Raw genomic sequence first — 24,949 nt, 5'->3', positions numbered from 1 at the left:
GCCGTTAGCTAAATAATTCGTTGAAAAAAGAGGTCCGCGCCAGACATGCCCCACATACATTTACTGTCCCCCCGGCTCGCGAATCAGATTGCCGCCGGTGAGGTGGTGGAGCGGCCGGCGTCTGTAGTCAAAGAGCTGATAGAAAACGCTTTGGATGCCGGCGCCAGTCGGGTGGATGTGGACATAGAACAGGGCGGCGTCAAGCTGATTCGGGTGCGCGACGATGGCTGTGGTATCGCCGCTGAAGACCTGTCCCTGGCCCTTAGCCGCCACGCCACCAGCAAGATTACCAGTCTGGATGACCTTGAGGCCGTCGAGTCGCTGGGTTTTCGTGGTGAGGCACTGGCCAGTATCAGTTCCGTATCCCGCCTGAGCCTGACCTCGCGCACTGAAAATCAGGAAGCCGCAAGCAAAGTCGAAGTGGAAGGTCGCGATATGGACGCGCACGTATCGCCGGCGGCGCACCCGGTGGGCTCCACAGTAGAGGTTCGCGATCTGTTTTTTAACACGCCGGCGAGGCGCAAGTTTTTGCGTGCTGAAAAAACCGAATTTGGCCACGTGGAAGAGTGCGTCCGGCGCCAGGCTCTGAGCCGCTTCGATACCGGCTTCAATCTGCGCCATAATCAGCGTGCGGTGCAAAGCCTGCGACCTGCTTTGTCAGAGCTCGATAAAGAACGGCGGATTGCGTCGTTGTGTGGTCAGCAGTTTATCGACAATGCAGTGGTCATTAACGCCGAAGCCACTGGTTTGAAACTCTGGGGCTGGGTTGCTCTGCCGACCTTTTCCCGCAGTCAGGCTGATCTTCAGTACTTTTTCGTCAACGGTCGTGTGATTCGTGATCGCTTGGTAGCGCATGCCGTACGCCAGGCCTACCGTGATGTGCTTTATAACAATCGCCACGCTGCTTTTGTGCTGTATCTGGAAGTAGATCCGGGATCGGTGGATGTGAATGTGCACCCCACCAAACACGAAGTGCGCTTCCGCGATGGTCGTCTGGTCCACGATTTTCTGTTTCGTACGCTGCATAAAGCGCTGGCAGATGTGCGTCCGGACGACCACTTGCGTGGTGCGGTGGCGGAGTCCCTGGGCCGCGAAAACGCGGTTGCAGCCGGTACGGGGTTTGCGGCTTCTGCTGAAGGGCTTCCGTCGACAGGTTCGGCCGCGAATGGACCGGCTTTGGGCTACCCGGGCGGTCTCGAGCGAACGCCTGGCCAGGCTACACATCCAAATCCGCAACATCAGTGGCAGTCCAGTGACCAGCTGGGTTTTTATCAGGCCCTGAATGCCGGAGGCGGTGCGTCTGAGGGCCACCAGGCAAGCCTTGTCGCCCACCTTCCGCAAACGCCCGAAGACAGCGAACAAGAGCCGCCTTTGGGCTATGCCATTGCCCAGTTGCACGGCATTTATATTCTGGCACAGAGCCGCGCCGGATTGATTATGGTGGACATGCACGCGGCTCACGAACGTATTACGTATGAGCGCATGAAGCAGGCGTTGGCTCAGCAGGATTTGAAAAGCCAGCCTTTGTTGGTGCCGCTGTCGCTGGCCGTCAGTCAAAAAGAGGCCGGACTGGTAGAGACCCACGGCGACGAACTGCAACAGCTGGGCCTGGTAATAGAACGCATTGGGCCAGAGACGCTGGCGGTGCGACAAATCCCGGCGTTGTTGCGCGGTGCCGATGGTGAGCAGCTGGTGCGGGATGTGCTGTCTGATCTGATTGAGCATGGCCAGAGTGACCGGGTTCTGGCCGTCACTCAGGAATTATTGGGCACCATGGCGTGCCACGGGTCGGTGCGGGCCAATCGCCAGTTAACCATTCCGGAAATGAACTCGTTACTGCGGGACATGGAGACCACCGAGCGCAGCGGCCAGTGTAACCACGGCCGTCCAACCTGGACGGTGATGACGTTGGCCGAGTTGGACAAACTGTTCCTGCGAGGGCGTTAATGAGCCCCGCTGATTCTGCAGGCCTACCCGCGGCGGCACCATTGCCCCCCGCTATTTTCATTATGGGCCCTACCGCTTCTGGCAAAACGGACCTGGCCCTTCAGCTTTGCAAGCATCTGCCCTGCGATATCATCAGCGTGGATTCGGCGATGATTTATCGCGGCATGGATATCGGTACGGCCAAGCCCAGCGCCGCCGAGCTGGCGCAGGCGCCTCATCACCTGATTGATATCTGTGATCCTGCTGACACCTATTCTGCGGCTGATTTTCGCCGCGATGCCCTGGCCGAAATGGCTAAAATCACGGCAGCGGGTCGCATTCCGCTGTTAGTGGGTGGCACCATGATGTATTTCAAAGCGCTGCTTCATGGCATGTCGGATTTGCCGTCGGCGAGCCCGCAAGTGCGCGAGCAGCTGGTGCAGCAGGCTCAATTGCAAGGCTGGGAAGCGCTGTATCGGGAATTAGCCGCGACGGATCCGGTTGCGGCTCGCCTTATTCATCCTAATAACCGGCAGCGGCTGATTCGCGCATTGGAAGTGCAGCGCCTGACCGGGCAGCCGATTTCGTCATTGTGGCAAGCACCGCCTGCAGTGTTCGCCAACACGGCGGGCGCCAACGCCGCTGATAATGAGGATTACACTTATGTCACCCGTTGGCAGGCAGACGCAGGCCCCAGCCTTCCGTATAATGTTGCACAGTTGGCGATAGCGCCGCAGCAGCGCCAGATACTGCATGAGCGTATTTACCAGCGTTTTGTGACTATGCTGGATTCAGGTCTACTGAGCGAAGTAGAAGGCCTGATGGCTCGCGGTGATCTTGATCCTTCTATGCCATCTATGCGCTGTGTAGGTTACCGCCAGGCATGGGAGTATTTGTCTGGCCAGTGCGACCATGCGACTTTTGTGGATAAAGGGGCTGCCGCCACCCGCCAGTTGGCCAAGCGGCAGCTTACATGGCTGCGAAAATGGCCAAATGCTCTTTGGCTGGACAGTGATAGCAAAGATATCGTTGCGGACGCCTTGAAAAAAGCCGGTCTTAGCACCACATTTAAACCTTAAATTAACGATCTGACTTACTCAAACAGGAGAATACACATGTCAAAAGGGCATTCTTTACAAGACCCTTACCTGAATGCGCTGCGAAAAGAGCGTATTCCCGTTTCTATATTTTTGGTCAATGGCATCAAATTGCAGGGCCAGATCGAATCTTTCGACCAATTTGTTATTTTGCTGAAAAATACCGTCAGTCAGATGGTCTATAAGCACGCTATATCTACCGTTGTTCCGGCGCGAAATGTTCGCATTCCACCGCAGAACCCCGCAGGCGAGGATGAAGGCGAGTCTGAAGACTGATTCTTCCGTCTTGCTGTGCTGGTTACGGTGGTACAACCGCGCTCCTGACGAACCCCAAGGTTCCGCAGGGGAGCGGGTGTTTGTTTATATAGGTCTGGTTTTTATTTGAGTAACCCGGAGAAACTGCCCATTGTTTGAGCGTCCTGACGTTGGTGAGCGCGCGGTTCTGGTCAATATTGATTTTACCGCGCACGATGGTAATGAAGACCCTGGCGAATTTCGCGAGCTGGTCATTTCTGCCGGTGTAGAGCCGGTGGGTACAGTCACCGGGTCACGTAAGCAACCGAGCCCGCGCTTTTTTGTGGGTGATGGCAAGCTTGAGGAAATCCGCGCCGCGGTAGCCGCCGCAGAGGCCGACGTGGTGCTGTTCAATCATTCCCTCAGCCCTAGCCAAGAACGCAACATTGAGCGCGAACTGCAGTGCCGGGTGTTGGACCGCACGGGCGTTATTCTGGATATTTTCGCCCAGCGTGCGCGCACTCACGAAGGCAAGCTGCAGGTAGAACTTGCACAGCTTCAGCATATGTCAACGCGCCTGGTGCGGGGCTGGACTCACCTGGAACGTCAAAAAGGCGGTATTGGCCTGCGTGGCCCCGGCGAGACCCAGCTTGAAACAGATCGCCGGTTGCTGCGCGAGCGCATCAAGTCGATCAACAAGCGCCTTGAAAAAGTGCGCAGACAGCGCGACCAAGGGCGTCGGGCGCGGGTGCGGGCAGATTTGCCCACGGTGTCGCTGGTTGGCTATACCAACGCTGGAAAGTCTACACTATTCAACCGAATCACCAGTTCCGACGTATACACTGCTGACCAGTTGTTTGCGACGCTCGACCCAACTATGCGGCGCCTGGAACTTCCGGATATCGGTGCGGTCATTCTGGCGGACACGGTGGGCTTCATCCGCCACTTGCCACACAAACTGGTAGAATCGTTTCGCGCCACATTGGAAGAAACGAACGAAGCCGCGCTGCTGTTGCATGTGATTGATTGTCACGACGAACGTCGCGATGACAATATAGCTCAGGTAGAAAATGTGCTGGCGGAAATCGGCGCTGACGAAGTGCCGGTCCTGCAAGTGTTTAACAAAACGGATCTGCTAGACGATTTTGTTCCGCGAGTGGATCGCAATCAAGAAGGCGTGCCGGTCAGGGCCTGGGTATCGGCCGTTACCGGAGACGGTTTACAGGGGCTTTTTGATGCCGTTGTAGAGCGTCTGGCGCAAGACGTTGTGCATCATTTTGTTGTGCTGGGACCGGCCGATGGCAAGTTCCGTGCGCTGCTTCATGAAGCGGGTTCGGTATTGAGCGAGTCCAGCCGGGAAACCGGTGAAACCATACTGGAAGTGCGATTGCAAAACCGCGACTGGCATCAGCTACTGAGCCGGGCGGGAGTGCGGGAGGATGAAGTGGTGTTTCGAGCAGGCAGCGAGTGAAAGTCATCGCCTATTGCCCGTAAGCCAATAATTCCCTAGTATTTGCAGCCATTCGACATGTTAAGAACGGAGAGCACTATGGCCTGGAATGAACCGGGTGGAAACCGCAACGACAACGACCCTTGGGGCAACGGTGGTCGTGGCGGCAAAGATCAGGGACCACCAGATCTTGACGAAGCGCTGAAAAAGGGCCTCGACAAGCTCAAAAGCTTGCTGGGTGGTAAAGGCAAAGGCAGCAACTCCGGCGGCGGTGGCAACATGGGCATCGGCGGCAAGTCCGGTGGCGTTGGTGCCGTTTTGGCACTGGCGGGCATACTTGTGGTCGGCTACGTTGTTTTTCAGTCGTTCTACACCGTTGACGAGCAGGAACGTGCTGTAGTTCTGCGTTTCGGTGAGTATGATCGTACCGAAAGCCCGGGCTTGCAATTTAAAGTGCCGCTGATTGACGATGTCACAAAAGTGGGCGTAACCAACGTGCGCACCACGCAGTCGAACGGCCAGATGTTGACCCGAGACGAAAACCTGGTAACCGTTGACCTTCAGGTTCAGTACCGGGTAGGCGATGCCAAAGCCTACGTTCTGAACGTGCGTGACTCCAACCAGGCTTTGGCGTTTGCCACCGACAGTGCGCTGCGTCACGAAGTGGGCAGCGCCACGCTGGATGACGTTCTGACCGAAGGCCGTGCACAGCTCGGCGTGATGGTTGAACAGCGCCTGCAGAAATTTCTGGTCGATTACGGCACAGGCCTGGAAATTGTACGAGTCAACGTTGAAAGCACTCAGCCGCCACCCGCGGTGCAGGACGCGTTCCGCGAAGTACAGCGCGCCCGTGAAGACGAGCAGCGGGTGAAAGAAGAAGCGGAAACCTACCGTAATAAGGTGGTTCCCGAGGCCCGCGGTGAAGCCCAGCGCATGATTGAGGAATCCATCGCTTACAAAGCGCAGGTAACCGAACGTGCCAACGGTGAAACGGCTCGCTTCCTCGAGGTGCTTGCGGTGTATCAGTTGGCGCCGGTCGCTACCCGCGAGCGGATGTATCTGCAGACCATGGAGACCGTGTTTTCAAACAGCAGCAAAGTGTTGGTTGATACCGAAAGCAGCGGCAATATGATGCTGTTGCCTCTGGATCGGTTGACCCAAGGCGCGGCGGCATCACTCAGGGGCAATAGCGACAGCGCTTCTCGGGCAGATATTCAGGATGTCACCAATCAGGTGATCCAGGAAATGAACACTCGTCAAGACACCAACGCCCGAAGGAGCAGATAATCATGGGACCTAAAAGTATTGTTGGTCTTGCAGGCGCCCTGATCGTAGTCCTGCTGGTATTGTCGAGCGTGTTTATTATTCCGGAGACTCACCGCGGCGTAAAACTGCGTTTTGGTGAACTGGTGCAAACCGATATTCAGGCCGGCATTCACTTTAAAGTGCCGGTGATTGACCAGGTGCGTGAGTTTGACATCCGTATTTTGACCATGGATCTGCCAACGCGGCAGTACCTGACGGTGGAGAAGAAGCCGTTGGATGTGGATTCCTATATCGCCTGGAAGATTCGTGACGTCGATCAGTTCTATCGTGCCACCGGTGGCGACGAAGTTCGTGCTCAGTCGCTGCTGTTGTCACGGGTCGACAACGGTCTGCGCAATCAGTTCGGTGTTCGCACCATGGTGGAGGTGGTTTCCGGTGAGCGCGACCAGCTGATGATGAACCTGGTCGAACTGGTTAACCAAACCTCCGTTAGTGAGTTTGGCATCGAAGTGCGGGATATACGGGTAAAAGCTATAGAATTTCCTGGTCAGGTTAGTGAGAACGTTTTCCGCCGTATGGCGACAGAACGGATGAAACTGGCGCAGGAATTCCGCTCCCGTGGTCGCGAGTTGGCAGAAGGCATTCGTGCTGACGCCGACCGCCAGCGCACCGTCATTCTGGCAGAGGCGTTCGCGCGCTCAGAAACGACTCGTGGTGAAGGCGACGGTCAGGCGGCAAGAACCTATGCCAACGCTTATGGCTCGGACCCAGACTTCTACAGCTTCTACCGAAGCCTGGAAGCCTACCGTAGTACCTTTGCGAACAAGGATGACCTGATGGTGATCGACGCCAACAGCGCCTTCCTTAAGTTCCTGAAGGACCCCCAGGGCGCTAATTAAGCCCGAGTAGAAAACAAAAAAACCGGAATACTCAGGTACTCCGGTTTTTTTGTGTCTGCCGAGAGTGTAGACTCTGACCGGTTTGGGTTCCGGGATGCTCCCGGCGTGGCTAAAACTGATAACGGAATCTCATGACAGTATCTGATCGCTGGCTGTTGCCAGACGGTGTTGAGGATATTCTGCCGCCCCTGGCGGGTCAGATTGAATCTTTGCGCCGCAACATTATGGACGTATGCCAGCATTGGGGTTACCAACTGGTGATTCCTCCGCTGATAGAGTACCTGGAGTCGCTGTTTACTGGCACAGGGCACGATCTGGAGTTACAAACGTTCAAGCTGACGGATCAGCTGACGGGCCGAATGATGGGTGTACGCGCCGATATGACGCCGCAGGCTGCTCGCATTGATGCCCATACACTGGCGGAGGAAGGCATAACCCGGCTGTGCTACGTCGGACACGTGTTACACACCCGTCCCAGGCACATGCTGACTGGCCGCACGCCTATTCAGGCCGGCTGCGAACTGTTTGGTAGCAGCTCTGAAAGTGCAGACATGGAAATCATCAGTCTTGCGCTGGAAGCGCTGCGTGTTGCCGGCTTACCGGCCATTCACATGGATCTGGCCCACGTGGCCATTTATCAGCACCTGATCGCCGATGCCGGTTTTGATCGCGATACCGAAGCGGCAGTGTTTGACGCCATGGGCCGTAAGTCCCTGCCTGAACTGAACGTTTTGCTGGGCAACGAAGCTGTGGATAGCGCCGGTGGCCGTTTGCGCCGCCTGGCCGCCGTCAGCGGCGGTCGTGAGGCGCTGGATCAGGCGCGCGATATTGTTCAGGGCGCTTCGGCCGAGCTGGACGCGGCGCTGGATCAACTGGGTCGGGTGGCTGATACTCTTAGCCAACAGTTTCCGGGCATTCGCCTGGGCTTCGACTTCTGTGAATTACGTGGTTACAACTACCACACCGGCTTGGTGTTTGCCGCTTATGTGCCCGGCCATGGCGACGCAGTTGCCAAAGGTGGCCGTTACGATGCCATTGGCAGTGACTTTGGCCGTTCACGGCCGGCAACCGGTTTCAGTCTGGACATTCGCGCGCTGGTGGCTTTGGGCAGCAGCACGGTGCCTGCGCAAGGCGCAATCTGGGCTCCGGTGAACCCTGATCCCACACTGGCCGTGGCCATTGCGGAATTACGACACAGCGATACGGTTATTCGCGCACTGCCGGAGGACCACAACTGCGATCCTGGCGCTCGCGGCTGCGACCGCCAGCTGGTGAAGTACCAAGGCCAGTGGATTGTTGAAAAACTCGGCTGACGCGGCACCGCGTCGGTATTTATTGCACTTTTAGTCAAACTTGCGGGCCGTTCATTATTGGCCGGCCGCACAGAGAGAGAATCATGGGCAAAAACGTTGTTGTGCTGGGTACCCAATGGGGTGACGAGGGTAAAGGCAAGATTGTAGACCTGCTAACCGAAAAAGTGGCCGCAGTCGTGCGCTTTCAGGGTGGCCACAACGCTGGTCATACGCTGGTGATTGAGGGCAAGAAAACCGCCTTGCACCTGATCCCGTCCGGTATTTTGCGTCGGGACGTTCAGTGCCTGATTGGTAACGGCGTGGTGCTCTCGCCGGAAGCGCTGCTGAAAGAAGTACGAGAGCTGGAAAGCAACGGCGTAGCGGTTCGTGACCGTCTCAAAATCAGCCTTGCCTGCCCATTGATCCTGCGTACCCACGTGCGCATCGATGTGGCCCGTGAACACGCCCGTGGTAACGATAAAATCGGCACCACCGGCCGTGGCATCGGCCCCGCTTACGAAGACAAAGTGTCACGCCGAGGCCTGCGGGTGGGCGATTTGTGCAACATGGCTAATTTTGAAGTCAAGCTGCGCGAAATCATGAGTTACCACAACTTTGTGCTGACCGAGTACTTCAAAGAAGAAGCCGAAGACGTAGATGCGGCTCTGGCCGAGTTGCGCCAGATGGGTGAAGAGATTCTGCCGATGGCTGCAGATGTCACCGATTTGCTGCACGATTACCGCAAACGCGGTGAACATATTATGTTCGAAGGCGCCCAGGGGTCTTTGCTGGACATCGATTTAGGCACCTATCCGTACGTGACTTCTTCCAATACCACGGCTGGCGGCACCGCGACCGGGTCTGGTTTTGGCCCGTTGTTTCTTGATTATGTGCTGGGTATCACCAAAGCCTACACCACCCGTGTTGGCGCTGGTCCGTTCCCCACCGAGCTGTTTGATGAAATGGGTGAGTACCTGTCGGTGAAAGGCAATGAAGTAGGCACCACCACCGGTCGTGCACGTCGCTGTGGCTGGTTTGACGCGGTTGCTTTGCGCCACGCCATTCAGATTAACAGCGTATCGGGTATTTGCCTGACCAAACTCGATGTTCTGGACGGCATGGACGTGGTTAAGGTGTGCATCGGCTATAAAACGCCGAAGGGTGAAATTACCCGCCCGCCCATTGGCTGCGACACTTACAAAGACATCGAGCCGATTTATGTGGATCTGCCGGGCTGGCATGAAAGCACTGTAGGGCTGACCGAGCTTGACCAGTTGCCCGAAAATGCTCGAGCTTATATCCGCTTCCTAGAAGAACAGATTGAAGCGCCGATTGACATCATTTCTACCGGCCCTGACCGGGTTGAAACGATTGTTCTGCGCCATCCGTTTGGTGAGTAGTGCGCCAAGTGCAGGGACAGATTTGAAATCTGTCCCTAGTCTTTAAACCGGGGACAGATTTCAAATCTGTCCCCGCATTCTCTCTGTCCCCGGACTTTTTAGTTGGGTTTGTTCGCAATCAGGGTCGCCCGCAGCGGGCCAGGATAACCCTCAATGGTGCGCGAGGGATCGTCGGGGTCAAGAAAATCCTGTAACGAATTGAACCGCATCCAGTCGGTACTGCGTTGTTCTTCGGTGCTGGTGGCAGTCACATCGACCACCCGTGCATTTACAAAACCACAACGGTCGAGCCAGCGCAGCAAAGTCGCGCAGCTAGGCAAAAACCAGACATTGCGCATCTGGCCATAGCGATCTTCCGGCATCAGGCTGGCGCCTTCCGGGCCTTCTATTACCAAGGTTTCCAGCACCAACTCGCCACCATTGCGCAAGGTGTCTTTGAGTTCCAGCAGGTGGTCCAGCGGCGAGCGCCGGTGATACAGAACGCCCATGGAAAAAGTGGTGTCAAAAGCCTGAAGTTTTGGCGGCAGGTCCTCAATGCGCAGTGGCAACAGATCCACCGGCACATCGTTCAGGTAGTTTTTTACCGCTAGAAACTGGAATAGAAATAGCAGTCCCGGGTCAATGCCAATCACCCGCGCGGCACCCGCGCCGTGCATGCGCCAACAGTGATAGCCAGAGCCGCAGCCAACGTCCAATACCTGGCGCCCGTGCAGGTCAGCCAAAAATGGTGCCACCCGGTCCCATTTCCAGTCTGAGCGCCACTCGGTATCAATCGCGGTGCCAAAAAAATCAAACGGGCCTTTGCGCCAGGGCATCAAGCCCCGCAATCCTGTTTCCAGATCTGCAGACTGTTCCCGTGCCAGGGTTTGGCCGGCGCGCAGGGTTACGGCGGGCACATCCAGTATGGTCTGCACGTTGGGCAGCGGCGGCAGTAAATTCAACGCACTTTGCCAGCGCGGAACGTCGCCGTGGGGCGTTTCATCAAAGCGTTGGCTCAGCTGTTGGCGAATTTGCGTGGCCCAGGCGCCTTGATGTTGCTGCTCAAGGTGTTCGAACAGGTCGTTATAACAGGTCTGCCAGTTGAAAGAGTTCATTTAATGGCCAGAATCGAGACGAAATTGAAGCACTGGTACCACACCAGAGCCCTTTCAAAACCGGCGTTTAAAAGACGTTGGCGATGGCTTTCCAGAGTTTCCGGAATCATTACGTGCTCTATAGCGCTGCGCTTCTGGCTGATTTCCAGATCCGAATAGCCGTTGGCACGTTTAAATTCGTGATGTAGGCGAGTTTGTATTTCCTGGTCGGTGTCGTCGTCAAAGCGCAGTTTTTCCGACAGAATCAGTGCGCCACCGGGGCGCGTGGCCCGGGCAATGCGCGTCAGCAGATCTGCGCGATCAGAGAGCGGTACAAACTGCAGGGTGAAATTCAGGGTTGTCACCGAGGCATTGCGAAGGTCGGTGGTCAGTATGTCTTCGCAGCGCAGGCTGACCGGTAATGGGTGGTCATCCAGGGCCACATAATGCTGGCAGCGTTCGATCATTGCCTCTGAGTTGTCGACACCGATGAGTTCGCAGTCGCGGTACTGGATGCCATGGCGCATGGCCAGGGTAGACGCACCCAGCGAACAACCCAGATCATAGGCGTTGGTACCGGGCTGAATGTACTGCTCGGTGATTACCTGAATCATCGGGATAATTGTGGTGTAGCCCGGTACTGAACGCCGGATCATATCCGGAAACACTCGCGCGACTGCGGCGTCAAAGCGAAAGTCGTCCGGGTTGCGCTCGGTGGCAAACAGCCGGTCGGTCAGTTGCTGCGGCGCCACCGGTCTAGGGCGTTCAGTCATCGCTCTGGTCCCGCTGCCCCGGGTTTTCTGGCTCCGGCAGGGCTGACGGTCCGGTCGGTGAGGGACGCGAACAGCGCACGCCACGATTTTTGTAATCCACCAGAACGCCGCGATAGGAAGAGTCGATATCCGCGGCAATGGCCAGATAGCCGTTTTCACATCGTGCGTGCAGCTCAGAGGCTTTTGATGACATGTTAAAGGGTTCCCCGGGGGTGACCTGAATGGCCGTAAATTCACCGATGGGGAGGTTCTCTTTATTGTCAGAATGATCAATTTTGCCGGTGATCTCCAGCACCAGTACCGAGCCGATGATGGCGACGACGGCGGTAAGAATCAAACTGCGGGTGGTGTAGAGTTTCGAATCCTGACTCATAGTGGCCTCTGTAAAATGTTTGAAAGAATGTAATCGCAAATAAGGAAAAGGCTCAGTACTGACCGGGCAGCGAAATCGCCGGTGCCTGGAGGGCTGAAAGTTGCTCGCGCAGCGACAGTATCTGGTCTGACCAGAAGCGCGGCTGGCCGAACCAGGGGAAAAACCGGGGAAAGGCCGGGTCGTCCCAGCGCTTCGCAAGCCAGGCGCAGTGGCTGACCTGGCGATAGCAACGCAGTGGCTCAATCAGGTGGCGTTCGCGGCGCTCAAAAGGTCGGAACATTTCATAGCCTTCCAATATTTCGCCCAGTTGCGCTCCGCGCTCGCTATCTTCACCGTTCAACAACAGCCACATGTCCTGAATAGCGGGCCCGCTGCGGCAATCGTCCAGATCCACAAACAACATTCTGTCCTCACGGCACAAAATGTTGCCGGCGTGGCAGTCGCCGTGCAGGCGCAACGTATTGATGTTGCCTGCGTCGTTAATACGGGTACGGCATAAGCGCAGCAGGTCTGCCATCAAGCTGTCCCAAGCCGGGCGCAGGTCCCGCGGCACCCAGTTGCCTTCAAGCAACAGTTCATTATTTTGCTCGATGCCGATTGGTATTGACGCCACCGACAGGTCAGGGCGATGGCTGAATTTTCGGGCAGCGCCAACATTGTGAATCTGGCCCAGCCACTGGCCCAGCCGGTACAGAGTGTCTTCTACGCTGACATCCGGCGCCTGGCCACCGCGCTGGGGAAATACTGCGAACCGGAAAGGTCCACTCTGGCCCAGGGTATCGCCATTGGGCAGGGTAAGTGGTGCCACTACAGGAACATCTGCGGCCTCCAGTTCTTTGGTAAAACTGTGCTCTTCGCGAATCGAGGCTTCGGTCCAGCGTCCCGGGCGATAAAATTTCGCAATCACCGGCGGGCCTTCGTCTAGCCCGATCTGATACACCCGGTTTTCATAGCTGTTAAGCGCAAACAGGCGGCCGCTGACCGCAAAGCCTGCGTCTTCCATCGCATCTAAAAGTGCGTCTGGCTTCAGGGCATCGTATGGGTGTCCGGAAATCACATTGTCAGAATGTTCAGTCATGAATTCGCTGCCGCCATGAATTTGCCGATCAGTATAACCGGTATCGTCGCTGGCGTAATCTTGACAGCGCACCTATGCCTCGCGGTTTTGGCTGATACAATTCCACAGTCCACAATAACGCCATCCAGACCAGGGGGAATCATGGCCTTACCGTTGTTAATCGCAAAAACCGCCGTGATCGGGGCCGGTGTTGTTGGCTTGGCGGCGGCGCGCCGGCTGGCGCAACTGGGCCACGAAGTGATTGTGGTGGAGGCTGCCGGGCACATTGGTGAGGGCATATCATCACGCAACAGCGAGGTGATACACGCCGGCATTTATTACCCTCAGGATTCCTTGAAGGCGCGGCTGTGCGTGGCAGGTCGTGAACAACTTTACCAATACTGTCGCCAGCACAAGGTGAATGTCAGTAATTGCGGTAAGTGGCTGGTGGCCACCAGCGAAACCCAGGCCGAGCGCTTGGCGGGTATTCAGGCGCAGGCTGCTGGCAACGGGGTGGAGCTGGCTTTGCACGGCCGGGCTGAGATAGAAAAGGCACTGCCGGAGGTGACTGCTGTGGCCGGGCTGTGGTCGCCGCGTACCGGAATTGTAGACAGCCACGGGCTGATGTTGTCGTTGCGCGGAGATCTGGAAAGCGCTGGTGGCCAACTGGCTTTGCATACGCCGGTCAACACTATTGACAGTGGCGACGCCGCAGCCGGTGGAAAGCATCGGCTGACGCTGGGTGGCGCTATGCCCTGCGTGCTGGAAGTAGACAACCTGATCAACGCGGCAGGGTTGGGTGCGGTTGCGCTAACCGGCAACTGGCAGGGGTTGCCCGCTAGCCAGAAGCCGCAACAGTGGTACGCCCGCGGCGTGTATTTTAGCTACAGCGGCCAGCACTCGTTTCGTCAGTTGGTGTATCCGCTGCCGGAACCCGGCGGCCTGGGCGTTCACTTGACAATGGACCTGGCAGGCCAGATTCGGTTTGGCCCGGATGTGGAGTGGATTGAGCGTGAAGATTACAGTGTGCATCCGGAGCGCAAGGCCGCCTTTGTTGACGCTATTCGCCAGTGGTGGCCTGGGCTGAATCCGGAAAAGTTACAGCCTGCTTACGCGGGTATTCGGCCGAAACTGGCCGGGCCAGACGGCGGTTTTTGTGATTTCCGCATTGATGGCCCGTCCCAGCATGGCGTCGCGGGGCTGGTGAATCTGTTCGGTATAGAATCGCCGGGGTTGACCGCTTGCCTGGCCATTGCCGATGAAGTTGCCGAGCGCCTCGCTTAATCCGGGTTATCCCGGCGTTCGCGCCAGTGCCCAAATCTGGATATGTTCAGCCCCGGCCTGCTGCAACGCCTGCGCCAGCAAGCGCGCGGTGGCGCCGGTGGTCACAACGTCGTCGATAATCGCAATTCGTGGCGGAGGCGTGCCGGTGGCCTGAAACACGCCCTGCAGGTTGGCTAACCGTTGTGCACGGTTCAACGTGCGTTGCGCTTGAACAGTGCTTCGACGCTGCACCAGATTGCCTGCCAGCGGAATATCTAGCCGCGTGCTCAGCTGTTCCGCAATATCCCTGGCCTGGTTAAAACCGCGCTGGTGCCTGCGCTTGGGGTGCATGGGAGCGGGTATCAATACATCCGGCCGTAGTTGCGGCTGGCGCAGCAGGCTTTCGTTGGCCAACTCTCCCAGTGCGGCGGTCAGCGGGCGGCCATAGGCTCTTTGGCCCTGGTATTTGTAACGGCCGATCATTGCCGCCACCGGAAACTGATAGCGTAGGGGTGCCAGCGTCAAGTCAAACGCCGGTGGCCGCTGAAGACACTCGCCGCACAGGTGATCGGCTGCCGGAAATGGCAAGGGTAGAGCGCAACATCGGCAATGCCAGCGATTCCAGGGCAGGTCGGTGTAACAGCCCTGACACAGACCATTGCGGGCAACCGGGTTTAAACAGCCGACACAGCGCCCGGCTCGGCATTCATTATTAACCAAAAATCCGCTTCGGCTGTTAACCAAAAAATTGTTTAGGGTTGACAGCCACTCCGATGGCTTTATCATTTGGCTTCTCCGTAAACCAATAATCCTTAGAAGGTTAACAGGAACTCCCATGAGCGCCAATGAACTCCGTCACGACTGGACACTTCCACAGGCCCGAGCATTATTTGAGCTGCCATTCAGCGACCTGCTGTTTCGTGCCCAGACTTTACACCGCCAGTATTTTGATCCTAACGAGGTGCAAGTCAGCACTCTGCTGTCGATAAAAACCGGCGCTTGCCCGGAGGACTGCAAATATTGCCCCCAGAGTGGCCACTACAACACCGGGCTGGAAAAAGAAAAGCTGCTGGACATTGAGAAAGTCGTCGCTGAGGCACGCGCGGCCAAGGCCAAGGGCGCTTCGCGTTTTTGCATGGGTGCTGCCTGGCGCAGTCCGTCCAAAAAAGACATGCCTTACGTGTTGGATATGGTCAAACAGGTGAAATCCTTAGGTCTGGAAACCTGCATGACTCTGGGCATGCTCAAATCCGACCAGGCCGACGAACTGGCGGCGGCGGGGCTGGATTACTACAACCACAACCTGGATACCTCGGAAAAATTCTACAGCCATATCATTACCACGCGCACTTATCAGGATCGCCTGGATACTCTGAGCAACGTGCGTAACTCCGGCATGAAAGTCTGCTGCGGCGGTATTCTGGGTATGGGTGAAGACGATGACGACCGCATTGGCCTGCTGATGCAGCTGGCCAATCTGCCCCAGCATCCGGAAAGTGTTCCGGTGAATATGTTGGTAAAGGTAAAGGGGACGCCACTGGAAAACGTGGCCGATCTGGACCCGTTTGATTTCGTGCGCATGATTGCCGTTGCGCGGATTATGATGCCTGCGTCCCACGTGCGCCTTTCCGCTGGCCGGGAGAATATGAACGAGCAAATGCAGACCCTGTGCTTTATGGCCGGCGCCAATTCCATATTTTATGGTGAAAAACTGCTGACCACCGCCAACCCGGAAGCCGATGCCGACATGGCCCTGTTCCGCCGTTTGGGGATTCGCCCGGAGCAGCGTGAGCAGTGCGGCACAGAGCAAGAGCACGAGGAGGTGCTGGCAGAGGCCGTCAATCAGGAGGCAACACGCCATCTGTTTTACGATGCGACCCGCGAATCAGCATCGGCCTGACCCGCGAGTGACCGTGTATGCGTGACTTCCAGCTTGAGCTTAGGCAACGCCGCGAGGCCGGCCTGCATCGCCAGTGCCGGGAAATCTCGGGGCCCCAGCGGCCGGCGTTAACCGTGAATGGCCAGCCCTTGTTGTCGTTCTGCAGCAACGATTACCTGGGGCTGGCCAATCATCCGGATAACCGCAGAGTGCTGGCTGATGCGCTTAATGATAACGGCCTGGGCGGAGCATCTTCCCATCTGATTTGCGGTCATCACCGGGCTCATCAGCAGCTGGAAGACCAACTGGCGGCCTTTACCAGACGCAGCTCGGCCCTGCTGTTCTCAACCGGCTACATGGCCAATCTGGGTGTAATCTCGGCGCTTGCAGGCCGCGGCGATACGATTTTTTCGGACCGCCTTAATCACGCCTCTATTGTAGATGGCTGCAAACTCAGTGGTGCAAGGGTCAGGCGGTATCACCACGGCGATCTGGATGCGTTGGCGCGAATGCTGGAAGAAACCGCGGGCCACAAACTGGTGGTAAGCGACGGTGTATTCAGCATGGATGGCGATGTAGCCGCGTTGGAACCATTAGCCCAGTTGTGCACAAAGCACGACGCGTTGCTGATGATCGACGACGCCCACGGCTTTGGTGTGCTGGGCCCCCAGGGCCGTGGCAGTGTGGCGGCTGCCGGGTTAAACGAAGAGCAAGTGCCGGTGCTGATGGGCACGCTGGGCAAAGCCGCAGGTACCAGCGGCGCCTTTGTTGCAGGTCCTGGGTGGTTAACCGAATATCTGGTGCAGAAAGCACGGACCTACATTTACACCACGGCCATGCCTCCGGCGTTGGCGCGGGCCAGCTGCAATAGTCTGAGTCTGATCGAAGGTTTTGATTCACAGCGCGCGCACCTGGCGGCGCTGATTGACCGTTTTCGCGATCAGGTTACACGCATGGGGTATCACCTGATGCCCTCGGCCACGCCCATTCAACCGATTGTAGTGGGCTCTAACGAAGCGGCGCTTGCGCTCAGTGCTGAGTTACAAAGCCGCGGCCTTTTGGTGACGGCCATTCGCCCGCCCACTGTGCCCGACGGTCAGGCTCGTTTGCGCATCACCCTCAGCGCTGCCCATAGCTTTGACGATCTGGAGCGCCTGCTGCAGGCACTGGCTCAATGTCGGGCTGATTGTGTTGCGGGCGCCGGGTTGAGTGAATCCTGTGTGGGGAGTGTTTGATGGCACGCCCGAGTTCACTGGTGGTAATAGGCGGTTGGGGTGTGCAGGCGGCCATGCTGGAGCCGCTGTATCGGAACTGGCAGGGTTCAGTACAGACCGTTTCATTAACCGACGACGGCTCAAGCACCTGCGACAGCCCGGCAAGCGTGGCAGCGATGCTTCTCCAGCATTACCCTGAGCCCGCGGTGTGGCTGGGGTGGTCGCTGGGCGCGCACGTTGCCATGGCAGCGGCTCAGGCGAATCCGCATTCGGTTAATACGGTTGTGACCCTGGGTGGTTTTCCGCAATTTGTGGCGTCGCAAAACTGGCCGTGGGGCGTTTCGACCGCCATTTTTCGACGTTTTGAACGATATTTTGAGCGCCAGCCACAGGCCTGTCGGACGTCCTTTTTCGCGCAGATGATTGATGGCAGCGAACAGCAGGCAGGGCTGGCGCTGGCTATACAACCCTGGCTGCAACAGGGCTCGCCCGAGCCGATTGAGCCTTTGGCAAAAGGCGTGCGCTGGCTGCGGAACAGCTGCCAGCTGGACACCTGGCGGCAGTGCCCGGTGCCAACTTTACACTTGCGGGGCAGCTGCGATGCAGTGGTTCCGCCCTGGGCCCAGCACATGGCCATGCCTGCTCACAGTCGGGCGGTTACCATCGACGGCATGGGCCATTGGCCCGGCGAGTACTATGGCCCCGAATGCTGGCGAGCCATTCACGATTTTCTAACGAGTTCACACGATGTTTGCCACTAAACAGGCGGTCGCCTCCGATTTTGGCTGCGCCAGCGCCAGCTATGAAGGCGCGGCACGGCTGCAACGGCAAATGGGTGATGCCATGTTGGCAACGATTATCCAGCCGGTATTGCAGGGTGCCACTGTTGTTGACTTGGGCTGCGGTACTGGCTGGTATACGCGCCAGTTGGCGCAGCGCTTTGGTGCGCATACCGTGGGTGTAGACCTGGCGCCCGGTATGCTGGCGTACGCCCAAGCTCAAGTCCAAGTCCAAGTCCAAGTCCCTGAAACTATCCAATGGCTAGAGGCAGATGCCGAATGCTTGCCATTGGCCGACCAGAGTGTGGATTTGATTTACAGCAACCTGATGATTCAGTGGTGCCATTCCCCGCAGAGCGTATTGCGAGAATGCCTGCGGGTGTTGTGCCCGGGTGGTCAGTTGCGGGTGTCAACGCTTTTGCTGGGTACACTTCAGGAGCTGCAACAGGCGTGGACCCTGGCCGACCCACATCAGGAGCATGTAAACGGGTTTATTTCTGCCGCGGATTTCGCGGCCACCACCGCTGAGATTTTGCCAGCGGCACAATGGCGCTTGCAGATGATCACTTTGGATTATCCAGCGCCCATGGCGTTGATGAACGAGCTCAAGCAACTGGGGGCGGGCTATAAAGACATTCAGCGGCGCAAGACCGCCACTGCACCCGGGCGATTAAAACAGATGTGCCAGAACTATCCGCAGCAGCCCGATGGAGGCATAGTCGCCAGCTATCACGCGGGCTGGTTGGAATGGCGAAAACCGCTGCTAACACCATTAACCTGCGATTAAACACTAACCCTGTCAGGGCATCTTCAATGGCTAAAAAAACCTATTTTGTGACCGGCACCAATACCGACGTGGGCAAGACCGTGGTTACCGCGGCGTTGCTGGAGGCCGCGAAGCTGGCGGGTAAACGTACCCTGGCGATGAAACCGGTTGCCTCTGGCTGCGTGCAAACGCCAGATGGCTTGCGTAACAGTGACGCGCTTATTCTGCAGAACGCGATGACTGAACAGCTGCCTTATGACGTGGTCAATCCGGTTGCCCTGGAGCCTGCTGTTGCGCCCCACGTGGCGGCGGCGCAGGCCGGGCGCAGCATCAGTGTTGATCGCCTGGCCGGGTTTTGTCGCGGCATACAGCTGCGCCCGGCAGATCTGTTACTGATCGAGGGGGCAGGAGGCTGGCGGGTGCCTTTGAACGATCGCGAAACCTACAGTGCTTTGGCGCAGCAATTGAATATCCCGGTGATTCTGGTGGTCAGTCTGGAGCTTGGGTGCATCAACCATGCGTTGCTGAGCGCCGAAGCCATTCACCGCGATGGCCTGGTACTGGCGGGCTGGGTGGCGAACCGGCCGCGGGAAGCCGTGATGAGCTGTGAAAACGATACCCTGGCGTACCTGCAACAGCACCTGCGTTGCCCGTGCCTGGGTGTTATGCCCTGGCTGAGCGAGCCTCGGCCACAGGCTTTGGCAAAATTCCTGAATGTGACGCCGTTGATTGAAAATTGAACAGCGTTGTGGCTTACTAAGCTTGTAGACATATCCTCTAAGCTTGTAGACATATCCTCTGGTAGGTGACCATGATCAACAGTGCTCTTCCCAGTGCGTTCAATAGCGGTATGCAGGGCATTCAGAGCGGTATCGCCGGCATGGACGATGCCGCCCGTCGTATTGCCCGCGGTGGTGTGGATGGCCCTCAGGGTAGCGGTGGTCCGACGGCAGGCGGGATGATCGAGCCCATGATCGATTTGCAGTTGTATAAGCGCAGCGTTGAAGCGTCCGCGCAGGTGGTCAAAACCGCGGACGAAACCCTGGGGTCGCTCCTCGATATCATGGGTTAAGGCCCTCGCCCTGATAGGTAGGGTTATTTTTTGACACCATGAACATTTCGTCCGCTGCTCCTCAAACATCCGCCATAACTTCGCGTCCGTCGTCTGCCAGCGAGCAGTCACCACGCCTGAATGAATCCGATTTAAAACTGCTGACACAGCTGAAAGCTCGTGATCGGGAGGTGCGTGCCCACGAGGCAGCCCATCAGGCGGTGGGCGGTCAGCATGCCGGTGCAATGGCGCTCACCTATGAGCAAGGGCCAGACGGCGTGCAATACGCGGTGGGCGGTGAAGTGCCCATCAGCGTATCGGCGGTTTCAGGTGACCCTCAGGCCACGGTTGAAAAAATGCGCACCGTGCGGGCGGCCGCCATGGCACCCGCCCAGCCGTCATCGGCAGATCTTGCGGTGGCTGCCCAGGCCAAGCAGACTCTACTGCAAGCTCAGGTAGAGCTGGCCGGCCCAGCCGTACAGGAACCGTTGGGCGCTCGTCAGGCCCGCGATACTTACGCAAGAGTGTCCGCCTTTGGCGACGATAACAGCGCTCGCACAACCGGTTTTCTGAACGTCTCTGTCTGAAAAGTCTTTTATTTCCCGCCCTCGACCAACCTGCGATAAAGCCTTCCACGCATCCCATCATCCTTTTTATAGGGCCGCTGATAGCAAACGCCTATTTTGTGTTTTCGATCGTGGATGGATGCTGGATTCAGGAGGGCAGTTGATGCAGAGCAAGTTATTTTTGACCCGATCCTTGACAATTCTGTGCTTCGAAACGTATGTTTCAAACAACCGTTTAAATGAACTCGAAGCACGTCACCGGAATTCGTCCTGCTGCATCGGGTTACCAGCTGCCACAATTCAAGGCGGCCATCACTGAAAACCGAGGTCGATTACATGCCTGACTACAAAGCACCCCTGCGCGACATCAAATTTGTAATGAGTGAGCTGCTGAACAGCGAAAGCCACTACGCCAATCTGGAAGGCGCTGAAGATGCAACGCCGGATATGATCGATGCGATCATTCAGGAAGGTGCAAAATTTGCAGAACAGGTACTGTCGCCATTGAACCAGAGCGGCGACCGTGAAGGTTGTACCTGGAGTGAAAGCGGCGTTAAAACACCGGCCGGTTTCAAAGAAGCCTACAGCAAGTTTGTTGAGGGCGGCTGGCCGTCTTTGGCGGCTGACCCTGATCACGGTGGGCAGGGCTTGCCTAGCTCCCTGGGTATCGTGATGAGCGAAATGAACGGCACCGCCAACTGGTCTTGGGGCATGTACCCGGGTTTGAGCCACGGCGCTATCAACACTTTGGAAGAACACGGTACGGAAGAGCAGAAGCAGACGTACCTGACCAAGATGATCAGCGGCAAGTGGACTGGAACCATGTGCCTGACCGAAGCACACTGTGGGTCGGATCTGGGAACCCTGCGCACCAAAGCCGAACCCAATATGGACGGCTCGTATAGCATCATCGGCACCAAGATCTTTATTTCGGCAGGCGAGCATGACCTGACCGACAACATCGTTCACATTGTGCTGGCCCGTTTGCCTGGCGCACCGGAAGGCACCAAGGGTATTTCCCTGTTTGTGGTGCCCAAGTGCCTGCCCGCGCAGGACGGCTCAGCTGGCGAGCGCAATGCGCTGTCTTGCGGTTCTATTGAGCACAAAATGGGCATACACGCGAATGCCACCTGCGTGATGAACTTCGACGGCGCTAAGGGTTGGTTGGTTGGCGCGGAAAACAAAGGTTTGAATGCCATGTTCACCTTTATGAATGTGGCGCGCATCGGCACCGCTATTCAGGGCCTGGGAGCGGCAGAGCTGGGTCTTCAGGGTTCAGTGGCCTACGCCAAAGATCGCCTGGCCATGCGTGCACTGAGCGGCACCAAAAATCCGGATAGCTATGCCGATCCGATTATTGTGCATCCGGATGTGCGCCGCATGCTGCTGACCCAGAAAGCCATCGCCGAAGGCGCCCGCGCGCTGATTTACATGACCGCACAGAAAGCCGACATTGTTCAACGCAGTAAAACCGAAGAAGAGCGCAAGGCCGCTGATGAACTGCTGGGCTTTTTGACGCCCATTGCCAAAGCGTTCCTGACTGAAATCGGATACGAATCAGCCAGCCTGGGCATGCAGGTATTTGGTGGTCACGGCTATGTTACCGAGTGGGGTATGGAACAGAACGTGCGTGATGCCCGTATCGGCATGATCTACGAAGGTACCACCGGCATTCAGGCGCTGGACCTGTTGGGCCGTAAAGTGCTGATGACTCAGGGCGAATCCTTGAAAGGCTTCACCAAACTGGTGCACACTTTCTGTAAGGAAAACGCCGATAACGAGCAGATGAAGCCATTTGTTGAGCCGCTGGCTGCGATCAATAAAGAGTGGGGCGAGCTGACCATGAAGCTGGGCATGAGTGCCATGAAAAACCGCGAAGAAATTGGCGCCGCGTCTGTGGATTACCTGATGTACTCCGGTTACGCGGTATTTGCGTATCTGTGGGCGCAGATGGCAAAAGTGGCTCAGGACAAGCTGGCAGAAGGCAGCACTGAAGAGTTGTTTTACAACGCCAAGTTGCAGACTGCACGCTTCTACTTCACTCGCATGCTGCCGCGCACCCGAGCCCATGCAGTCACCATGCTGGCGGGTGCTGACACCCTGCTGGATATGCCGGAAGAGGCGTTCATCATCTAGCGCTGAAGCGTTTGATTCATAGTTAATGCCGTAAAAGGCCCGCCTTGTTAAGGGGCGGGCCTTTTTTCATGAGTTAGTGACGGGATTGCGGTAAACTGTGTGCAGTAAAAAAATAATAATCGCGGACACACGTACAGACAGGGGCACCGGCTTTTTTCCATCGGATCGCGTCCTGACCAGACAGACTGTTACTGAATGTTGGAGAGTTGTTAATGGCCGATTATCAGGCACCCTTACGTGAAATGCGTTTTGTTTTGAATGAAGTATTCGATGCCCCCGCACTGTGGGCGTCGCTGCCAAAAGTAGCAGAAAATGTAGACCCTGACACCGCCGACGCCATTTTGGAAGAAGCCGGCAAAATCACCAGTGCCGTGCTGGCACCGTTGAATCGCGAAGGCGATGAGCAGGGCTGCAAATGGACGGCTGAGGGTGTTACCAGTCCGGACGGTTTCAAAGAAGCCTACCAGACCATCGTTGACGGCGGCTGGAACGGCCTGGGTGGCAACCCGGAGCAAGGTGGCATGGGTATGCCAAAAACTCTGGTGTCCCAGTTTGAGGAAATGCTGCAGGGCGCCAACATGGCGTTCGGCCTGGCGCCTATGCTCACAGCCGGAGCCTGCCTGGCGCTGGATGCTCACGGCAGCGATGAATTGAAAGAAATGTATTTGCCGAAACTGTACTCCGGTGTTTGGAGTGGCGCGATGGATTTGACCGAGCCCCACGCCGGCACCGATCTGGGCATCATCCGCACCAAAGCCGAGCCCAACGATGACGGCTCCTTCGCTGTCACCGGCACCAAGATCTTCATCACTTGGGGCGAGCACGACATGGCGGAGAACATTGTTCACCTGGTGCTGGCCAAGCTTCCGGGCGCGCCTAAAGGCCCCAAGGGCATATCCATGTTTCTGGTGCCAAAGTTTCTGGTGAATGGCGACGGCTCCCTGGGTGATCGCAACCCGGTCACCTGCGGCTCCATCGAAAAGAAAATGGGTATCAAAGGTTCAGCTACTTGTGTGATGAACTACGATGCAGCCAAAGGCTGGCTGGTAGGTGAAGAAAACAAAGGTTTGAACGCCATGTTCACCATGATGAACTATGAGCGCCTGGGCGTTGGCGTGCAGGGCCTGGGCGCGGCTGAAGCGTCACTGCAGACTGCCCGTGAATATGCCAAAGACCGACTTCAAAGCCGTGCGCCCACCGGAGCGCAGCAGCCTGAAAAAGCCGCCGATCCGATTCTGGTGCACCCGGATGTTCGCCGCATGCTGCTGACCATGAAAGGCTATGTGGAAGGCGGTCGGGCTTTTTCTACCTACGTGGCGCAATGGCTGGATGTTGCCAAATACGCCGACGACAGCGAGCAGGAGCGCCGCACCCACGCCGAGGGCATGGTGTCTTTGCTGACCCCGGTGGCCAAGGCTTTTCTAACCGACCGTGGCCTGGACGTCTGCATTATCGGCCAACAGGTTTTGGGTGGCCATGGCTTTATCCGCGAATGGGGCCAGGAGCAGTTAGTGCGCGATTGCCGCATTACCCAGATTTATGAGGGCACCAACGGCATTCAGGCGCTGGATCTGATGGGCCGTAAGGTTGTGGGCAGCCAGGGCAAGCTTTACGAACTGTTCGCCCAGGACGTAGCGGCGTTCATTGAGGAAAACAGCGACGAACAAAGCCTGCGCCCTTATCTGGAGCCATTGGCCGCCGCTCTTGAGCGTCTGTCCGACGTAACCGAGCACGTGATCAATCAGGCAGCAGAAACTCCTGACGCTGTAGGCGCGGCCTCGGTAGATTATCTGGACCTGTTTGGCCTGACCGCTCTGGCTTATATGTGGGCCCGCATGGTGAAAGCCGCCGCAGCGAAATCCGAGGGTGACACCTCGGGTTTCTATACCGGCAAGTTGAAAACAGCGCGTTTCTACTATGATCGCCTGTTGCCAAAAACTGTGTCGTTGGCGGAAGGTATTCGTAGCGGCAGTGATTCGATGATGGCGTTAACGGCTGAAGAGTTCTGATGAGAGAGTTCTGATAAGAGAATTCTTATCCGTTTCTGTCGACGTTAAACGAAAAAAGCAGGCTTCTGAGCCTGCTTTTTTTATGGGTTATCAAACGCCTGGACTCTACTAAGCTCTACTGCGTGTTACTTCATCTTATCGCGAATGTTCTTATAACCCTTCTTCAGGTCTCCACCCATAACCTGCACTGTTAACAGCGCTTCGGTGGAAACCTCGGTTGCGTCATCCAGTGCGTGATCAAACTTGCCTTTGAATCGATCCCACTCCTGTTCCAGATTATCATATTCGTCTTTGACATCTTGACGTGCCAGATGGAGCTGCACGCGCGCTTCATCGCGGTATTGTCTGATCTTTTCTGGCAGCGCTTTCAGTTCTTTTTGAAGTCCCATATTTCACTGCTCCTTGCGTTGTTGATGACTTAACAATGCGCCGGAAGGCGGGAATTT

At 56.9% G+C, this 24,949-nt stretch carries 24 protein-coding genes; 18 read left to right on the top strand and 6 right to left on the bottom strand.

Going from position 1 to position 24,949, the window contains the following annotated elements:
- The first annotated feature begins 45 nt into the window (after window positions 1–45).
- The 8 genes from mutL to ATG98_RS02000 all read left to right on the top strand — a co-directional run bounded on the left by mutL (window position 46) and on the right by ATG98_RS02000 (window position 9,564).
- Window positions 46–1,947 carry a DNA mismatch repair endonuclease MutL gene (mutL, locus tag ATG98_RS02035; protein ID WP_098422027.1) on the top strand — a complete coding sequence of 634 codons (1,902 nt, stop codon included), beginning with the start codon at window positions 46–48 and terminating at the stop codon, window positions 1,945–1,947.
- Window positions 1,947–3,005: a tRNA (adenosine(37)-N6)-dimethylallyltransferase MiaA gene (gene miaA, locus ATG98_RS02030; protein ID WP_098422026.1), complete on the top strand. Its 1,059-nt coding sequence runs from the start codon at window positions 1,947–1,949 to the stop codon at window positions 3,003–3,005. The genes mutL and miaA overlap by 1 nt, the downstream gene beginning before the upstream one ends.
- A gap of 36 nt (window positions 3,006–3,041) precedes the next feature.
- The gene (gene hfq / locus ATG98_RS02025) at window positions 3,042–3,299 is read left to right on the top strand and encodes an RNA chaperone Hfq (protein ID WP_098422025.1); all 258 of its coding nucleotides are present in this window, start codon (window positions 3,042–3,044) and stop codon (window positions 3,297–3,299) included.
- A gap of 130 nt (window positions 3,300–3,429) precedes the next feature.
- A complete protein-coding gene (gene hflX, locus ATG98_RS02020) occupies window positions 3,430–4,728 on the top strand; it encodes a ribosome rescue GTPase HflX (protein ID WP_098422024.1) in 1,299 nt (432 codons plus the stop codon).
- Between the two features lie 78 nt (window positions 4,729–4,806).
- Window positions 4,807–5,994 (top strand): FtsH protease activity modulator HflK, encoded by a 1,188-nt coding sequence (gene hflK / locus ATG98_RS02015; protein ID WP_098422023.1) that lies wholly within the window; start codon window positions 4,807–4,809, stop codon window positions 5,992–5,994.
- 2 nt (window positions 5,995–5,996) lie between these two features.
- Window positions 5,997–6,872, top strand: a complete 876-nt coding sequence (hflC, locus tag ATG98_RS02010) for a protease modulator HflC (RefSeq protein WP_098419292.1) — start codon at window positions 5,997–5,999, stop codon at window positions 6,870–6,872.
- Between the two features lie 131 nt (window positions 6,873–7,003).
- Window positions 7,004–8,185 carry an ATP phosphoribosyltransferase regulatory subunit gene (locus ATG98_RS02005; protein ID WP_098422022.1) on the top strand — a complete coding sequence of 394 codons (1,182 nt, stop codon included), beginning with the start codon at window positions 7,004–7,006 and terminating at the stop codon, window positions 8,183–8,185.
- Between the two features lie 83 nt (window positions 8,186–8,268).
- Window positions 8,269–9,564, top strand: a complete 1,296-nt coding sequence (locus ATG98_RS02000) for an adenylosuccinate synthase (RefSeq protein WP_098422021.1) — start codon at window positions 8,269–8,271, stop codon at window positions 9,562–9,564.
- Window positions 9,565–9,662: 98 nt separating this feature from the next.
- On the opposite strand, the gene cmoB is transcribed toward ATG98_RS02000, so the two are convergent.
- From cmoB to ATG98_RS01980, 4 genes are read right to left on the bottom strand one after another with little or no spacing between them, the layout of a single operon-like run.
- Window positions 9,663–10,658: a tRNA 5-methoxyuridine(34)/uridine 5-oxyacetic acid(34) synthase CmoB gene (gene cmoB / locus ATG98_RS01995; RefSeq protein ID WP_098419289.1), complete on the bottom strand. Its 996-nt coding sequence runs from the start codon at window positions 10,656–10,658 to the stop codon at window positions 9,663–9,665.
- On the bottom strand, window positions 10,655–11,410 hold the full coding sequence (cmoA, locus tag ATG98_RS01990) for a carboxy-S-adenosyl-L-methionine synthase CmoA (RefSeq protein WP_098419288.1): 756 nt from the start codon (window positions 11,408–11,410) through the stop codon (window positions 10,655–10,657). The genes cmoB and cmoA overlap by 4 nt, the downstream gene beginning before the upstream one ends.
- Window positions 11,403–11,783 (bottom strand): kinase, encoded by a 381-nt coding sequence (locus ATG98_RS01985; RefSeq protein ID WP_098419287.1) that lies wholly within the window; start codon window positions 11,781–11,783, stop codon window positions 11,403–11,405. Before ATG98_RS01985 ends, cmoA begins: the two co-directional genes overlap by 8 nt.
- Window positions 11,784–11,835: 52 nt before the next feature.
- A complete protein-coding gene (locus ATG98_RS01980; protein ID WP_098419286.1) occupies window positions 11,836–12,933 on the bottom strand; it encodes a serine/threonine protein kinase in 1,098 nt (365 codons plus the stop codon).
- 69 nt (window positions 12,934–13,002) lie between these two features.
- On the opposite strand from ATG98_RS01980, the gene ATG98_RS01975 reads away from it, so the two are divergent.
- Window positions 13,003–14,124: an NAD(P)/FAD-dependent oxidoreductase gene (locus ATG98_RS01975; RefSeq protein ID WP_098419285.1), complete on the top strand. Its 1,122-nt coding sequence runs from the start codon at window positions 13,003–13,005 to the stop codon at window positions 14,122–14,124.
- Window positions 14,125–14,130: 6 nt separating this feature from the next.
- Here ATG98_RS01975 and ATG98_RS01970 read toward each other — a convergent pair whose 3' ends face one another.
- The gene (locus tag ATG98_RS01970; protein ID WP_098422020.1) at window positions 14,131–14,889 is read right to left on the bottom strand and encodes a ComF family protein; all 759 of its coding nucleotides are present in this window, start codon (window positions 14,887–14,889) and stop codon (window positions 14,131–14,133) included.
- Window positions 14,890–14,938: 49 nt separating this feature from the next.
- Here ATG98_RS01970 and bioB point away from each other — a divergent pair, with 49 nt between their 5' ends.
- From bioB to ATG98_RS01925, 9 genes are all read left to right on the top strand, one after another.
- Window positions 14,939–16,003, top strand: a complete 1,065-nt coding sequence (gene bioB / locus ATG98_RS01965) for a biotin synthase BioB (protein WP_098422019.1) — start codon at window positions 14,939–14,941, stop codon at window positions 16,001–16,003.
- A 17-nt stretch (window positions 16,004–16,020) separates the two neighbouring features.
- A complete protein-coding gene (bioF, locus tag ATG98_RS01960; protein WP_098422018.1) occupies window positions 16,021–17,217 on the top strand; it encodes an 8-amino-7-oxononanoate synthase in 1,197 nt (398 codons plus the stop codon).
- Window positions 17,217–17,957, top strand: a complete 741-nt coding sequence (locus ATG98_RS01955; RefSeq protein WP_098422017.1) for an alpha/beta fold hydrolase — start codon at window positions 17,217–17,219, stop codon at window positions 17,955–17,957. Before bioF ends, ATG98_RS01955 begins: the two co-directional genes overlap by 1 nt.
- Window positions 17,944–18,762: a malonyl-ACP O-methyltransferase BioC gene (gene bioC / locus ATG98_RS01950; RefSeq protein ID WP_098422016.1), complete on the top strand. Its 819-nt coding sequence runs from the start codon at window positions 17,944–17,946 to the stop codon at window positions 18,760–18,762. The genes ATG98_RS01955 and bioC overlap by 14 nt, the downstream gene beginning before the upstream one ends.
- Window positions 18,763–18,788: 26 nt before the next feature.
- Complete coding sequence (gene bioD, locus ATG98_RS01945) at window positions 18,789–19,481, top strand: dethiobiotin synthase (RefSeq protein WP_098422015.1); 693 nt, start codon at window positions 18,789–18,791, stop codon at window positions 19,479–19,481.
- Window positions 19,482–19,552: 71 nt separating this feature from the next.
- Window positions 19,553–19,813, top strand: coding sequence for a flagellar biosynthesis protein FlgE (locus ATG98_RS01940; RefSeq protein ID WP_098422014.1), 261 nt, complete (start codon window positions 19,553–19,555; stop codon window positions 19,811–19,813).
- A 38-nt stretch (window positions 19,814–19,851) separates the two neighbouring features.
- Window positions 19,852–20,379, top strand: coding sequence for a putative metalloprotease CJM1_0395 family protein (locus ATG98_RS01935; protein WP_098422013.1), 528 nt, complete (start codon window positions 19,852–19,854; stop codon window positions 20,377–20,379).
- 315 nt (window positions 20,380–20,694) lie between these two features.
- Window positions 20,695–22,494 carry an acyl-CoA dehydrogenase C-terminal domain-containing protein gene (locus ATG98_RS01930; RefSeq protein WP_098422012.1) on the top strand — a complete coding sequence of 600 codons (1,800 nt, stop codon included), beginning with the start codon at window positions 20,695–20,697 and terminating at the stop codon, window positions 22,492–22,494.
- 212 nt (window positions 22,495–22,706) lie between these two features.
- Entirely contained in the window at window positions 22,707–24,503 is a 1,797-nt protein-coding gene (locus ATG98_RS01925; protein WP_098422011.1) for an acyl-CoA dehydrogenase C-terminal domain-containing protein, read from the top strand.
- Window positions 24,504–24,628: 125 nt separating this feature from the next.
- Here ATG98_RS01925 and ATG98_RS01920 read toward each other — a convergent pair whose 3' ends face one another.
- A complete protein-coding gene (locus tag ATG98_RS01920) occupies window positions 24,629–24,892 on the bottom strand; it encodes a hypothetical protein (RefSeq protein ID WP_098422010.1) in 264 nt (87 codons plus the stop codon).
- Between the last annotated feature and the right edge of the window lie 57 nt (window positions 24,893–24,949).

The organism is Marinobacter sp. LV10R520-4 (genome assembly GCF_002563815.1).
In the GTDB taxonomy this organism is placed as follows: Bacteria; Pseudomonadota; Gammaproteobacteria; order Pseudomonadales; family Oleiphilaceae; genus Marinobacter.
This window is presented reverse-complemented; position numbering and strand designations above follow the sequence as displayed.

Bases quoted from the DNA above. Each gene is read 5' to 3' on its own strand.
- mutL (WP_098422027.1), top strand. From the start codon at position 46: ATGCCCCACATACATTTACTGTCCCCCCGGCTCGCGAATCAGATTGCC.
- miaA (WP_098422026.1), top strand. From the start codon at position 1,947: ATGAGCCCCGCTGATTCTGCAGGCCTACCCGCGGCGGCACCATTGCCC.
- hfq (WP_098422025.1), top strand. From the start codon at position 3,042: ATGTCAAAAGGGCATTCTTTACAAGACCCTTACCTGAATGCGCTGCGA.
- hflK (WP_098422023.1), top strand. From the start codon at position 4,807: ATGGCCTGGAATGAACCGGGTGGAAACCGCAACGACAACGACCCTTGG.
- hflC (WP_098419292.1), top strand. From the start codon at position 5,997: ATGGGACCTAAAAGTATTGTTGGTCTTGCAGGCGCCCTGATCGTAGTC.
- ATG98_RS02005 (WP_098422022.1), top strand. From the start codon at position 7,004: ATGACAGTATCTGATCGCTGGCTGTTGCCAGACGGTGTTGAGGATATT.
- ATG98_RS02000 (WP_098422021.1), top strand. From the start codon at position 8,269: ATGGGCAAAAACGTTGTTGTGCTGGGTACCCAATGGGGTGACGAGGGT.
- cmoB (WP_098419289.1), bottom strand. From the start codon at position 10,658: ATGAACTCTTTCAACTGGCAGACCTGTTATAACGACCTGTTCGAACAC.
- cmoA (WP_098419288.1), bottom strand. From the start codon at position 11,410: ATGACTGAACGCCCTAGACCGGTGGCGCCGCAGCAACTGACCGACCGG.
- ATG98_RS01985 (WP_098419287.1), bottom strand. From the start codon at position 11,783: ATGAGTCAGGATTCGAAACTCTACACCACCCGCAGTTTGATTCTTACC.
- ATG98_RS01975 (WP_098419285.1), top strand. From the start codon at position 13,003: ATGGCCTTACCGTTGTTAATCGCAAAAACCGCCGTGATCGGGGCCGGT.
- ATG98_RS01970 (WP_098422020.1), bottom strand. From the start codon at position 14,889: ATGATAAAGCCATCGGAGTGGCTGTCAACCCTAAACAATTTTTTGGTT.
- bioB (WP_098422019.1), top strand. From the start codon at position 14,939: ATGAGCGCCAATGAACTCCGTCACGACTGGACACTTCCACAGGCCCGA.
- bioF (WP_098422018.1), top strand. From the start codon at position 16,021: ATGCGTGACTTCCAGCTTGAGCTTAGGCAACGCCGCGAGGCCGGCCTG.
- ATG98_RS01955 (WP_098422017.1), top strand. From the start codon at position 17,217: ATGGCACGCCCGAGTTCACTGGTGGTAATAGGCGGTTGGGGTGTGCAG.
- bioC (WP_098422016.1), top strand. From the start codon at position 17,944: ATGTTTGCCACTAAACAGGCGGTCGCCTCCGATTTTGGCTGCGCCAGC.
- bioD (WP_098422015.1), top strand. From the start codon at position 18,789: ATGGCTAAAAAAACCTATTTTGTGACCGGCACCAATACCGACGTGGGC.
- ATG98_RS01940 (WP_098422014.1), top strand. From the start codon at position 19,553: ATGATCAACAGTGCTCTTCCCAGTGCGTTCAATAGCGGTATGCAGGGC.
- ATG98_RS01935 (WP_098422013.1), top strand. From the start codon at position 19,852: ATGAACATTTCGTCCGCTGCTCCTCAAACATCCGCCATAACTTCGCGT.
- ATG98_RS01930 (WP_098422012.1), top strand. From the start codon at position 20,695: ATGCCTGACTACAAAGCACCCCTGCGCGACATCAAATTTGTAATGAGT.
- ATG98_RS01925 (WP_098422011.1), top strand. From the start codon at position 22,707: ATGGCCGATTATCAGGCACCCTTACGTGAAATGCGTTTTGTTTTGAAT.
- ATG98_RS01920 (WP_098422010.1), bottom strand. From the start codon at position 24,892: ATGGGACTTCAAAAAGAACTGAAAGCGCTGCCAGAAAAGATCAGACAA.